This window comes from Chromobacterium fluminis (assembly GCF_011602385.1).
GTDB classification, from domain to species: Bacteria; Pseudomonadota; Gammaproteobacteria; order Burkholderiales; family Chromobacteriaceae; genus Chromobacterium; species Chromobacterium fluminis.
On the sequence record NZ_JAAOMA010000001.1, the window covers coordinates 87874 to 99791 of the forward strand.

Annotated in this window: 12 protein-coding genes and 1 tRNA gene; 5 read left to right on the forward strand and 8 right to left on the reverse strand. The window is 64.0% G+C overall.

The features are described from left to right. The first annotated feature begins 124 nt into the window (after positions 1–124). Positions 125–1318, forward strand: coding sequence for a sensor domain-containing phosphodiesterase (locus HA052_RS00385; RefSeq protein ID WP_166450364.1), 1194 nt, complete (start codon positions 125–127; stop codon positions 1316–1318). An 18-nt stretch (positions 1319–1336) separates the two neighbouring features. Here the strand turns inward: HA052_RS00385 and HA052_RS00390 are convergent, their stop codons facing one another. The 5 genes from HA052_RS00390 to HA052_RS00410 form a co-directional block, all read right to left on the reverse strand. Further along, positions 1337–2134: a DNA-binding protein gene (locus HA052_RS00390; protein WP_166450365.1), complete on the reverse strand. Its 798-nt coding sequence runs from the start codon at positions 2132–2134 to the stop codon at positions 1337–1339. A 233-nt stretch (positions 2135–2367) separates the two neighbouring features. After that, positions 2368–2949, reverse strand: coding sequence for a BON domain-containing protein (locus tag HA052_RS00395; protein WP_118268418.1), 582 nt, complete (start codon positions 2947–2949; stop codon positions 2368–2370). Beyond that, positions 2949–3539, reverse strand: coding sequence for a phosphoheptose isomerase (locus HA052_RS00400; protein WP_107800966.1), 591 nt, complete (start codon positions 3537–3539; stop codon positions 2949–2951). The genes HA052_RS00395 and HA052_RS00400 overlap by 1 nt, the downstream gene beginning before the upstream one ends. 39 nt (positions 3540–3578) lie before the next feature. Then, positions 3579–3914: a YraN family protein gene (locus tag HA052_RS00405; RefSeq protein WP_166450366.1), complete on the reverse strand. Its 336-nt coding sequence runs from the start codon at positions 3912–3914 to the stop codon at positions 3579–3581. Continuing rightward, positions 3914–5032, reverse strand: a complete 1119-nt coding sequence (locus tag HA052_RS00410) for a penicillin-binding protein activator (RefSeq protein WP_166450367.1) — start codon at positions 5030–5032, stop codon at positions 3914–3916. The genes HA052_RS00405 and HA052_RS00410 overlap by 1 nt, the downstream gene beginning before the upstream one ends. Here HA052_RS00410 and rsmI point away from each other — a divergent pair. Next, positions 5027–5923, forward strand: a complete 897-nt coding sequence (rsmI, locus tag HA052_RS00415; protein ID WP_176219475.1) for a 16S rRNA (cytidine(1402)-2'-O)-methyltransferase — start codon at positions 5027–5029, stop codon at positions 5921–5923. The genes HA052_RS00410 and rsmI overlap by 6 nt on opposite strands. 83 nt (positions 5924–6006) lie before the next feature. Further along, positions 6007–6091: transfer RNA gene (locus HA052_RS00420), tRNA-Leu, on the forward strand. An 80-nt stretch (positions 6092–6171) separates the two neighbouring features. Here the strand turns inward: HA052_RS00420 and HA052_RS00425 are convergent. From HA052_RS00425 to HA052_RS00435, 3 genes are all read right to left on the reverse strand, one after another. Further along, the gene (locus tag HA052_RS00425; RefSeq protein WP_166450368.1) at positions 6172–6732 is read right to left on the reverse strand and encodes a DUF2939 domain-containing protein; all 561 of its coding nucleotides are present in this window, start codon (positions 6730–6732) and stop codon (positions 6172–6174) included. Positions 6733–6988: 256 nt separating this feature from the next. Then, a complete protein-coding gene (locus HA052_RS00430; RefSeq protein ID WP_166450369.1) occupies positions 6989–9259 on the reverse strand; it encodes a TonB-dependent receptor domain-containing protein in 2271 nt (756 codons plus the stop codon). Between the two features lie 125 nt (positions 9260–9384). Then, complete coding sequence (locus HA052_RS00435) at positions 9385–9855, reverse strand: Lrp/AsnC family transcriptional regulator (protein WP_043589560.1); 471 nt, start codon at positions 9853–9855, stop codon at positions 9385–9387. 140 nt (positions 9856–9995) lie between these two features. Here HA052_RS00435 and kynB point away from each other — a divergent pair, with 140 nt between their 5' ends. After that, the gene (gene kynB, locus HA052_RS00440) at positions 9996–10649 is read left to right on the forward strand and encodes an arylformamidase (RefSeq protein WP_081544888.1); all 654 of its coding nucleotides are present in this window, start codon (positions 9996–9998) and stop codon (positions 10647–10649) included. Positions 10650–10657: 8 nt separating this feature from the next. Further along, the gene (gene kynU, locus HA052_RS00445) at positions 10658–11911 is read left to right on the forward strand and encodes a kynureninase (RefSeq protein ID WP_166450370.1); all 1254 of its coding nucleotides are present in this window, start codon (positions 10658–10660) and stop codon (positions 11909–11911) included. Positions 11912–11918: the final 7 nt, after the last annotated feature.

The following is an 11918-nucleotide window of genomic DNA, read 5'->3' on the forward strand; positions in this document are numbered from 1 at the left end:
TCCAAACGGGCCTCTTGGCCCGTTTTTTATTTTTAATGGCGATGCACTAAACTGGAATGCCAATTGCTTCAGGCAAAAAAACAATACTGGCCATAGAGTCCGCGCCACGGAGGGCAGCTATTCCATGAAAGAATTCGAGCATGCCGGCTTGAAACTCGGCAGTCACTTCCAGCCTATCTATAGCCTGGCTCATCGCCGCACGATAGGAATGGAAGCCTTGCTGCGCGCCAGACAGGACACCTCTCCGCTGACGCCGGCGGAGGCCTTTTACTCCGTCGTCTCGCCCGAACGCCGCCACCAGTTGGATCTGGCCGCGAGCGAAGCCCATGCCGTCCGTTTCAGCCAGATGCAGAGCGACCACCCTTGCTGGCTGTTTCTCAATATCGACGCCGCGTCCTTGTCGCGGCCTGAACGCGCGATGGCCTTGGCCAACAGCATCAAGGCCGCCGGACTGGACCCCAGCCAAGTGGTGCTGGAAGTGCTGGAACACGTGCTGGAAGTGGACGAGGCGCTGATTGAAGGCGTCAATGTACTGAAAAGCAGCGGGTTTCTGATCGCCATAGACGACTTCGGCGTTGGTCACTCCAATCTGGACCGCGTCTGCCAACTAGAGCCGGACTTGGTCAAATTCGACCGGCACCTGCTGCGCGCCGCCGTCCATCAGCCGCGCACCCGCAACCTGCTGGCCAAGCTGGTGCGGCTGATGCACGAAATTGGTGCCTTGGTGGTGGAGGAAGGGATAGAAACCGATCAGGACGTGCTGATCGCGCTGGAGTCGGGCTGCGATTTGGTGCAAGGCTATTTCGTCGCCCACCCCAGCGATCAGCCGGATCAGGACCACATCATCACCCCGCGCATCGATGAGCGCTGGGACGAGCTGATGGCGCGCGAACTGCTGAAACGGAAACTGACCCGGCGCCAGATTGAACTGGCGCGACAATCCTTCGTTCAAAGCGCCATCTCGCTGATGCAGGGAACGCCCTTCGACTTGGCCGCCAAACCGATGCTGGCGCTGCCGGACGTGGTGCGCTGCTTTCTGCTGGACAGCGCCGGACGCCAAATCGGCCGCAACCTCAGCAGCCGCCAGCCGCGGGCTGCCGCCAACCCCAAGTTCGCGCCGCTGCTGGATACCACCGGCGCGGTCTGGTCGCGACGCAGCTACTTTCAACATGCGGTGGATCAACCCGGCGTGCTGTATATGAGCGAGCCGTATCTGTCGATGACCGACACCCGCTCCTGCGTAACGATCTCGATGGCGATAGAAATCGACGAAATCATGCACGTGCTGTGCGCCGACGTGCTGATTCCCCAGCACTGACGACGGCCGCGCTACGCGTCAACGAAACTTCAGGATGTCCTCGGCGGCCGGTTGCGGCGTGTAAGCGGCCGTCAAGGAAGGTTCCTCGTCGCCGGGCTCCGGCGCGGCCATCGGTTTGGGAGGCGCTTTGATCCGCGCCACTTCCGCCTTCATCGCGGCGCTGGCGCCGGCTTGCAGCAACTCTCCGCGCAGCTTGGCCAGCGCGCTTTCCGCCGCCTGGCCGTCTGCGGCGCTCAGACGCAATTCGCTTTGGGATCGCAGCAACTGGCTTTTCGCCTCGGACAGCTCCCGCTCCAGTTCCCCGACGCGGGCCTCGGCCCTGTCCATGCGCTCGCGGAACGCTTCCGCCTGCGGCTGGGCCACCGCCAGGTCCTGCGCCTGCTGCGCGGTCAAGGCTAGAGAAGCCGACAGCTGGCGGCGCGTGGCGTCCAGTTCCGCCGCCTGACGTTCGAAAGCGCCGGCAAGCTCCGCGCGCAGATGATCCAGTTCGGATCGCTCGCGCTCCCAGGCCGCCTGGGCCGCGCTCAGGCTGTCGTTGGCCAACGCCTTGGCTTGCGTCCAGATGGCTTCCAGCGCGGCCAGCCCCGCCTGGCTGACCCCTTCCGGCACCTCGCCGTCCAAGGCAGCCGCCGTCGCCGGCTGCACTCGCCGCCAGTCTTTGAGCACCACGCTGGCGGCGTCCATGTCAACGCCCGCCAGTTGACGAACCTGGTCTACGGCGGGATGTCGCTTGCGACCGGATTTCTCGTATAGTTCCGTCGCCGCCGCGATGATGCGCTCCCGCGTCTCCGCCGATATCTTGCCCGCCTGGTTCATAAAGCCGCGTCCTCGCCCGTCCATGCCAACTGCGTTGCCGGTACGCCCGGCTAAAGCCGGGCATCAGAAATAGGCCGAAACCCGGGGTTTCGGCAGCAAGGCAGATTCCAGCAGAACCGCCGACAAGCGGACATAGGATTTTTCCTAAAAAAACAGGCGATTCCTCGTTCCCGCGCCGACTGGCAATGAAAAAACCCGGCCTAAGCCGGGCTTGTCGTCGCGGGGCATCCGCCTTACTGCGCGATGTCGTTGATGTATTCGAACAGGGTCACCACTTTTTGCACGCCGGAAGTCTCGCTGACCACCTTGGCCGCCGCTGCGCCTTCAGTCTGAGTCACCATGCCCAGCATGTAGACCACGCCGCGCTCGGTCACTACCTTGACGTTGTTGGGGTTGTAACCCTTGCCGTCCAGCAGCCGAGTGCGCGCCTTGCTGGTCACCCAGGTATCGCTGCTGCGCTCGGAGAAGCCGGACGACGGCGCCACTACCGTGTAATTGAACACGCGGCGCACATTGGGAATGCCGCGCGCGGTCAGTTCCGCTTGCTGGCGCGCCTGCTCGCTGGGCACTTCGCCGGTCAGCAATACCGCGCGGTTGAAGCTGGTGGTGTTGACGTGGGCCGACGGCAGCAGTTTGCCGATCTGATCGGCGGCTTTCAGTTCGATGCCCTGGTCGTCCACATAAGCGCCGCTGGTGCGACGGTCCGTGGCCACCAAGGCCCCGCCGGCCGCGCCCGCCGCCACTACGCCGAAACAACCGCTCAGGGCGCTGCTGAAGCCAGCAGCCAGCAATACCGCGAATACGCGACGCTTCATCATTCACCTCCCAACAACATGTAATCGATGGTATCGCACAGGGCGTGGACCATCAGGGTGTGCACTTCCTGAATCCGGCAGCGACGCAGCGCCGGCACAATCAACTGAATATCTTCCGGCGACAGGATCTCGGCCACCTTGCCGCCGTCCATGCCGGTCAGGGCGATCACGCTCATGCCGCGCTCGTGCGCCGCGTAGATGGCCTCGATCACATTGGCGGCGTTGCCGGACGCGGAAATCGCCAGCAGCAGGTCGTTGGTGTGACCCAAGGCCCTAACCTGCTTGGAAAACACCATGTCGAAATCGTAATCGTTGCCGATCGCGCTCAAGACCGAGCTGTCGGTAGCCAATGAAATCGCCGCCAGGCCCGGACGCTCCTTCTCGAAACGCCCGACCATTTCCGCGGCGAAGTTCTGCGCGTCCGCCGCCGAACCGCCGTTGCCGCAGGTCAAAATCTTGCCTTCGTTCATCAGGCAAGCCACCATCTGTTCCGCCGCCGCGGCTATCGCCGGCGACAACAACTCCATCGCCTCTTGCTTGACGGCGATGCTTTCCAGGAAATGCCCGCTGACGCGGTCAATCAAATCCATGGGACATCCTTATCTTTTAGGGTCGGTCGACCCATCGCACTACATGAAAATATTCTGCAACCACTGCGGCTCCGCCTCGCCCACGGTCAATACCGCGTCAAAACGGCATGGCGCGTCTATTCCCTTTTGGGACAGATAGACCTCGGCGGCCAGCATGAGTTTCCTTTGCTTGGCCGTACCTATGCTCGCGGCCGCGCCGCCGAAGGCCGCGCTGGCGCGATGGCGCACCTCGATGAACACCCAGTAGCGCCCATCGCGCATGATCAGATCGATTTCGCCGCCGCGGCAGGACCAGTTGCGCTCCACCAGCGTCAGGCCCCGCCTCAGCAGCCAGGCCAGCGCCCTATCCTCGGCGAGCCGGCCCTGGAGATTCACTACGGCTGCTCCACGCTTAGCACCGCCATCGGCAGCTGGCGCTCGAACAGACGGTCGCGCCCCAGCCTCAAGTCGCCGGTGACGCCGTCCAGCCTCAGCCCCGCCGGCTGTCTCGCGCCCGCCAGCAACACCGCCAGCCGCCAGGCGTCCACGCCCAGCGCGTACAAACGCTCGGTCTGCATCGTCAACGCCGCCGCAGGCCGCGGATAGCGTTTCACCGCCGGGTGCTCCGGCATCAGGAACCAGGGCATGTCTATCACCCTCACGCCGGCCAAGGCCGCCACGCTGCCCCGGCCGTTAAGCTGGGAGGTGCCATACACCGGCAACTCCGGCGCCAGCGCGGCCTTGACGATGCCGGCCTCGTGAGCGTCCAGCGCCATGAACACCGCGTCCGCGCCGGCCACAGCCTGCAGTATCGCCGGCAAGCTGTCCTGCTTGGCTTCCAAGGCCATGGGCGACTTGCCTCGGCTCAGGACCCTCCACTCGTCGATGAAAGCCTGGCGCAGGCGCTGAGACAGGCTGTCCGCGCCGAACAGCAGCAAGGGGTTGGCCCGGCCGTCTTCATGCATCAGGCGCGCCACTTGGCGCGCCTCGCCTTCGACAATCAGCGACAAGGAGAATAGTTTGGGATTGGCCGGCACTTCGCGGCCTATCGAATTCAAGGCCAGCGTGGGTACCGACACCAGCGGCGCCACCGCGGCGATGGCGCCGCGCGACAGCGGGCCGATCACCACGTTGACCCCGCCGGCCAGCGCCTGACGGTAGCTGGCCACGGCGGTGTCCTCGGACGCGTCGATGGGCACCAACTCGGCGTTCTGATCCACGCTCGCCGCCGCCTCCACCCCGCTGCGCACCACCGCGGCGGCTTCGCCCAGAGTGGCCGAGCCGGTGGGCAGCAGCAGGCCGACGCGCAGGCGGCCGTTGGCCGGCTGCGGTTTCGCCGCCGTCGCGCTGGCGTCCCGCGGCGCGGCCGCCGGAACTAGCGGCTTCGACGCCGGCTGGCCCAGCAACTTGAGCGGCGCGGTGTTGCTTTGGATGATATAGTCCGGGGTTTGCGCCATTGTCGGCGTCAACCAAGTCATCAAGACGCCAACCAACAGCGGAGTCAGTCTTTGCATACTTCGTTCGCTCATCTGCTTGAATCAGCCAGGGAAAGTTTCTGTCGCGGCACATTATATGTGGTGGCCACGCCCATTGGAAATCTGGCAGACATTAGCGCCCGCGCCTTGGCGGCTTTCAGCGCCGCCGACGTGGTCTGCGCCGAGGACACCCGCGTCACCGGACAGCTGCTGTCCGCCTACGGCATTCACGCCAAACGCCTGGTCAGCCTGCGCGAGCACAATGAACGCGGCATGGCCGAACAAGTGGTGCGCTGGCTGTCCGAAGACCAGATCGTGGTGCAGGTGTCGGACGCCGGCACGCCGGCGGTATCCGATCCCGGCGCACGGCTGGCGGAAGCGGTGCGCGCCGCCGGCTTGCCCGTGCGGCCGGTGCCCGGCTCCAGCGCGGTGATCGCCGCCCTGTCCGCCAGCGGCCTGACCGCGTCCTCCTTCTTGTTCCACGGCTTCTTGCCGCCCAAGAGCGGCGAGCGCCGCAAAACGCTGCGCCAATGGCTGTCCGCGCCATATCTGACCGTGTGCTACGAAGCGCCTCACCGCATCGTCGACGCCCTGCGAGACATCGTGGCGGAGCTGGGCCCGGAGCGCCGCGTGCTGCTGGCGCGCGAGTTGACCAAGACCTTCGAGACCTTCCGGAACCTGCCGGCCCAGGAAATGCTGGAGTGGGTGGAATCCGATTCCAACCAGCAGCGCGGCGAGATTGTATTGATTCTGGACGCGGCCCCGGCGCGCGACGAGGCCGACGACGCGGTGCCGGAAAACACCGTGCGCGTGCTCAAGCTGCTGGCGGCAGAGTTGCCCACCAAGCAGGCGGCCTCCCTGACCGCGCAAATCTGCGACGGCAACCGCAAACAGCTCTACGACCTCGCGCTCAAACTGAAGCAGGATTGAGCCGCCGTCCAGCGCCAGGGGAAAAAAGGATTTACAAAGCGATTTGCTATCGCTATTATTCGTTCTCTCGGAATGCCGAAGACGCCCGGATGGCGAAATTGGTAGACGCAGGGGATTCAAAATCCCCCGCCGCAAGGTGTGTCGGTTCGAGTCCGACTCTGGGCACCAGCGATTTGGCAAGCCGAAACCCAAAAAAACCCCGCACAGCGCAAGCTATGCGGGTTTTTTGTTGTCTCAAGAAGCCGTCCTTATTCCGGCAGGCGCACCGCCGACAGTTTCCAGCCCAACCAGCCGTCGCGCTTGAACACTAGACCGAGCGACTGTTCGGGTTTCTCCTTCTGCTTGACCGTCACCACGAAACGATCGATGTCTTCATAGCCCATGGCCGTGTCGACGCCGGCGCGCGGCTCCGTCGACGCTGCGCCGCCTCCGCCGGCCGCCGGCTCATCCGTGCCGCCTTGCGGCAGGCCCGGCTTGGGCCTGACCCCTCGCATCATCAAGGCCAGGCTTTCCGGCGTCACCATGGCGTCCACCACCGGGGCGATCACCGCGTCGGCAATGGCCGCGCCCATCGCCGCCAAAGGATTCTTGTCTTTGGATTGGTTCAACTCCAACACCGACTTGGGCGCAACAGCCTCTTTCAGACTATTGCGCAAGGCGGGGTAGTCCACATAGCCGGACAACTTGGCCGCGTCGCGCGCGTCCAGCGCCTGTTGCATGCCGCGCACCGCCAGATACGGCGTCGCGTAGAACCACGCCCCCAAGGCCAATACCGCCGCGCCCAGCGTCAACTTCATTTTCATGCTCATGTTTATCCCCCTGAATCAAGCGGCCGCCTCATGCGGCTCATAAAGTCTACAGACCGCCGGCCGTCGCGCAGATTCCCGCCTACCACGGCAAAAAACGCGCGGCCGGCTTCTCCGAGCCTGTTCAAAGTCTCGCAAGCAAGGGCAAGACAAGGTAAAAACGAGCGAAAAAGCGGAATGTACTCGTGGTACATGAGCATTTTGAGCTTGTACTCACCGTGCAACGCTCCACGAAGCGCAGCAGATCGTAAACAGGTTCTCAGAAGCGCGCTTCCATCCCCATCCGTATGGTCCGCCCCGGTATCGGCATGCTGATCACGGAGCCAGGATCCACCGCATAGCGGTTGGTCAGGTTGTCCACATTGAAATTCACATTGACTTGCTTGTTCAGGCGGTACTCGATGAATAGGTCAAGCAGCCGCTCGGACGCCAGTTCCAGCACCGGTTGCGCGCCGGTGCCCTTCAGCCAGCCCGCCGGATTGGTCTTGCCCGAATGGTAGCGCCAGCGTCCGCCCACGGTCAGATCGCCGTTCAGCAAATGCTTGCCGGCGGAAATGACGTACACGCTCTTGGGCGGGATGCGGGTCGGGATCAAGCTCCAGGCAAAGCCGTTCTGATTGCACACCGCGGCGTCGCGCCGGCTCGCCTGGTTCACCGAGCACACTTCCGGGTCCAGGTAACGGGTGGCGGCGGCTTCCACAAAGAAAGACGGGCTGTGGTAGTCCACGCCGAATTCATAGCCGCGCAGCTCCACCTTGTCGTAGTTGAGGAAGGTCAGATTGCCCTGCCACGACGGCATGCCCGGCGTCCGGTCCAGCCAGGCGCTGGAAATATAATCCGCCACCTTGTTGTTAAAATAAGCCGCTTTGAAGCCGATGCGTTCCTGATCGCGGAACACGTCCTGGAAGCTCGCCTTCAAGCCCAGTTCCAGATTCAGCGAACGCTCCGGCCGCAAGGGGTTGTACGGGTTGTAGCTGAACACCTCGGAGGAGGTGGTGGTTTCATACAGACTGGGAGTGCGATAGGCGCGGCCGCCCTTGGCGTAGACATCCAGCCACTTGGCCAGATGAACGTCGACCTGGCCGATCAAATCCAGCTTGGGCGCGTAATCCGCTTCCAGATTGGTTGAATAGTCGCGCGTGGTCGAACCATGCAGATTCGCGCCTAGGGAGAAGCTGGCCCAGCGATAGGACAGCACGGCGTTGCCGAACAGGCTGCGCTCGTTGCGCACGCCGTTGCGCGACGCTACCAGCGGCCTCGGCTGCTCGGTGTAGCGGCTGGTGGGCTGGGTGCGCTCCTGCTGAACAGCCAGGCCGTAGCTCAGGCTCAAGGGCAGGACATCCAGTTCCGAACGGTTGAGCAAATTGAAACCATGCCGCTTGTTGTTGTAGGCATGCATGTACTGGTCGCCGTAGGAGGCGCCGGGTCGGCCGGCCCATAAGCCGTTGTGCTGATCCAGATCCGCCTCGGTGGCCCACAGGCCCAGGTTCAGGTCAATCAGCTTGTTGTCGCTGGGCGTATAGCTGTAGTTGGCGCTGTAGGCGTGCACGACGGCGCTGCCCAGCGCCCATTGCGGCATGGACTCCACGCCCGACGGCAGTTCCTGGAAGTTCTTGTCGTTGGTGTTCTTGTACCAGTAGGCGGCCAGCAATTCGCCGGCCTGCTGGCGGTGGCGGCGGAAGATCAACTTCAGTCGCTGCGCATCGTTCAGCGCAAAGCCCAGCTTGGCCAGCAGCGAATCGCTTTCGTAACTGGTGTTCACCACCTCCTGGCCGCGCGACACCACCGCCTCCGGGTAGCCGTCGAAACCGTGGCTGCCGGCGAAGTAATTGCCGGTGCGCCGCTTGCTGTAGGCCAGCAAGGCGTCCAGGCCGGACTGCCGATAGGCCAGCGCCAGCGTGGCCGAGCCGTTGTTGAACACTCGCGGGCTGAGGCCGTTATTCAATTGGTAATAAACCTGGTCGCGCTCGTCTCCCGGCACCGTGGGCGTCTTGTTATTGTTGTACACGCTGCCCTTCAACAGCACGCCGAAATCCTTGCCGGGGCGCAGCACGTCCTCGGCGCTCAAGGTGCGCATCTGCACCAGGCCGCCGATCGCGCCGCTGGAGAAGGCGCCGTTGCTGGCTCCCTCCTCCACGCTGACTTTGCTGATCAGGTCCGAATCGATATAGGTGCGGTCGCTGGTGCCCTGATAGCCGCGGGCGGTGTGGGTGGATTGCAGGCTGCCGTCTATCAACACCGGCACCCGGCCTTCGCCCTGCAGGCCGCGGATGCCCAGATCGATGGCGCCGGCTTCGTTGCGGATATTATTGACCTGCACGCTGGGCAGGGCGGAAAAGATGTCGGCGTTGCCGGTGCCGCGCGCGCGGCGCAATTGCTCCGCGTCCAGCACCTCGCCATGCAAGAGCGCGGGTTTGCGCTCGGCGCTGACGTGGACGATTTCCAGTTGCGGCGCGGGCTCGGCGGCCAGCAGGGTTTGCGGATGGGCTGCCGACAATAACAGGCAGGCGGAAAGGCTCCGGTATTTCATGGCGTGGATGGGGGTGCTTTGGGTAGGAGCGCCGAAATTAATGTTAATGATTCTCATTAGCAACATTAATATTCACGCTTGCCTCCAAGCGACACCCCATCCTCGCCGCGGAACGGCCGCCGCCTCTACTTGCCGTCCAACGGCACTTCCCAGCGCTGATCCTTGAGCGTGCGCATCACGATGTAGGAACAGATGTCGCGCATGCCGGGAATGCGGTTCAGCCGCTCCACGATGAAACCGCTGAAAGCCGCCAGATTGCGGCAACGGACGTGCAGTACGTAGTTGCTGGGTCCGGCGACGATGTAAGCGGCGGCGATTTCCTCGAACTGCTGGATGCGGTTCATGAAATCTTCGTGCCAATCCTCGCGCGCCCGGTCCAAGGTCACGTGCACGATGGCCTCCAGCTCGTAGCCGAGCAGGGCCGGGTCCAACTGCGCGTGATAACCGCGTATCAGACCCTGGCTTTCCAGCGCGCGCACCCGCCGCAGGCAGGCGGACGGAGACAGGGCCACCTGATCGGCCAGGTCCTGATTGCTGAGCCTGGCGTTGTGTTGCAATGCGGAAAGAATCCGGCAATCTATCGCATCAAGCTGCATTTGCAATTTCCCATCGTTATCTGTCCATTCCGCTGCAGTTCCTGCGAAAAGCATGCCATTAGCAAGACCAACTTGCAATTTCTGGCGGATGCCTTGGTGCTAGCATGATTCCAGGCTTTTTATCGCTCAGGAACCGTTCCATGTTGCTTGATATCAGTCCCCCGCTGCGCGCCGGCCTGCCGGTCTGGCCCGGCGACACCGCTTTCGACGCCAGCCCCGCCTGGCAGCTGGACGCCCACTGTCCGGTCAACGTGGCGCGGCTGACCCTGTCGCCGCACAGCGGCGCGCACGCCGATGCGCCCTCCCACTTCCAGGCCGCCGGCCAAGGCATAGGCCAAGTCGCGCTGGACGCCTACCTGGGGCCGTGCCGGGTGATTCACTGCCTGTCCCCCGGCCCGTTGATCCGGCTGGAGCAGATCCAGTCCCGGCTCGCAACCCTGCCCGGCCCGCCGCCGCCGCGCCTGTTGATCCGCAGCTACGCGCGCTACCCGCTGGAGGCCTGGGACGCGGACTTCCCCGGCGTGGAGGCCGCCGCCATAGATTGGTTGGGCGCCCAGGGTGTGCGCTTGATAGGCGTCGACACCGCTTCGCTGGACCCTATGGACAGCAAAACCATGGACGCCCACCACGCCACCGCGCGTCAGCGCATGGCCATCCTGGAGCAACTGCTGCTGGACCACGCGCCGGAGGGCGATTACGAGTTGATCGCGCTGCCTCTGAAGTTGATGAACCTGGACGCCAGCCCGGTGCGCGCCGTGCTGCGGCCCTTGCCCGTTTCCACTCCTCTCGTGTAGGACCCGCCATGAAACACACTCGCGAAGCTTGTCTCATCGCCGATCAGCAAGACCCGCTGGCCGGCTTCCGCCAACGGTTCGACCTTCCGGCCAACACCATCTATCTGGACGGCAACTCGCTGGGCGTGCTGCCCAAGGGCGCGCTGGAGCGCAGCCAACAGGTGATCACCCGCGAATGGGGCCATGACCTGATTCGCAGCTGGAACACCGCCGGCTGGTTCGACATGCCGACGCGGCTGGGCGACAAGCTGGCGCCGCTCTTGGGCGCCGGCCCCGGCGAAACCGTGGTCACCGACACCACCTCGCTCAATCTGTTCAAGGCGCTGGCGGCGGCCTTGCGCATCCAGCGGCAAGCCCACCCGGAACGAAAGGTGATCCTGTCCGAGCGCGACAACTTCCCCACCGATCTCTACATGATCCAGGGCATGATCGAATTCCTGCAGCAGGGCTATGAACTGCGCTTGATCGACGAGGCGCTGCCGCTGGAACAGGCGCTGGACGAGGACGTGGCGGTGCTGCTGCTGTCCCACGTCAATTACCGCACCGGCTATCTCTACGATATGACCGCAGTGACCCACAGCGCCCATCAACGCGGCGCGCTGGCGATCTGGGACCTGGCCCACGCGGCCGGCGCGCTGCAGGTTGACCTGAACGGCGCGGACGCCGACTTCGCCGTGGGCTGCACTTACAAATACCTGAACGGCGGCCCGGGCTCGCCGGCCTTCATCTGGGTCGCCCCTCGCCATCAAAACACTTTCTGGCAGCCCTTGTCCGGCTGGTGGGGCCATGCCAAACCCTTCGAGATGGCCACCGACTACGCGCCGGCCCAGGGCATCCGCCGCTTCCTGTGCGGCACCCAGCCCATCGTGTCGCTGGCCTTGCTGGAGTCCGGTCTGGACGTGGCGCGAGAGGTGGATAGCCAACAGCTGCGCGCCAAATCGCTGGCCCTGACCGATCTGTTCATCGAGTTGGTGGAACAACGTTGCGGCGGCCACCCGCTGACTCTGATCACTCCTCGCGAGCACGCGCGCCGCGGCAGCCACGTCAGCTTCCGCCATCCGCAAGGCTTCGCGGTGATGCAGGCGCTGATCGCCAACGGCGTCATCGGCGACTACCGCGAGCCGGAAGTGCTTCGCTTCGGCGTCACACCGCTTTACCTGAGCCATGCCGACATCTGGGACGCGGTGGAAATCCTACGCGAGATTCTGGACAGCGGCAGTTGGGACCGGCCGGAGTTTCATCGCCGCGGCGCGGTGACCTGAGCCCGGA

What these genes read in the sequence shown, in the direction of transcription:
- HA052_RS00390 (WP_166450365.1), bottom strand. Translation starts at nt 2,134, where the DNA reads ATGAACCAGGCGGGCAAGATATCGGCGGAGACGCGGGAGCGCATCATC.
- kynB (WP_081544888.1), top strand. Translation starts at nt 9,996, where the DNA reads ATGTTGCTTGATATCAGTCCCCCGCTGCGCGCCGGCCTGCCGGTCTGG.
- HA052_RS00385 (WP_166450364.1), top strand. Translation starts at nt 125, where the DNA reads ATGAAAGAATTCGAGCATGCCGGCTTGAAACTCGGCAGTCACTTCCAG.
- HA052_RS00435 (WP_043589560.1), bottom strand. Translation starts at nt 9,855, where the DNA reads ATGCAGCTTGATGCGATAGATTGCCGGATTCTTTCCGCATTGCAACAC.
- HA052_RS00410 (WP_166450367.1), bottom strand. Translation starts at nt 5,032, where the DNA reads ATGCAAAGACTGACTCCGCTGTTGGTTGGCGTCTTGATGACTTGGTTG.
- HA052_RS00430 (WP_166450369.1), bottom strand. Translation starts at nt 9,259, where the DNA reads ATGAAATACCGGAGCCTTTCCGCCTGCCTGTTATTGTCGGCAGCCCAT.
- HA052_RS00425 (WP_166450368.1), bottom strand. Translation starts at nt 6,732, where the DNA reads ATGAGCATGAAAATGAAGTTGACGCTGGGCGCGGCGGTATTGGCCTTG.
- kynU (WP_166450370.1), top strand. Translation starts at nt 10,658, where the DNA reads ATGAAACACACTCGCGAAGCTTGTCTCATCGCCGATCAGCAAGACCCG.
- HA052_RS00395 (WP_118268418.1), bottom strand. Translation starts at nt 2,949, where the DNA reads ATGAAGCGTCGCGTATTCGCGGTATTGCTGGCTGCTGGCTTCAGCAGC.
- HA052_RS00400 (WP_107800966.1), bottom strand. Translation starts at nt 3,539, where the DNA reads ATGGATTTGATTGACCGCGTCAGCGGGCATTTCCTGGAAAGCATCGCC.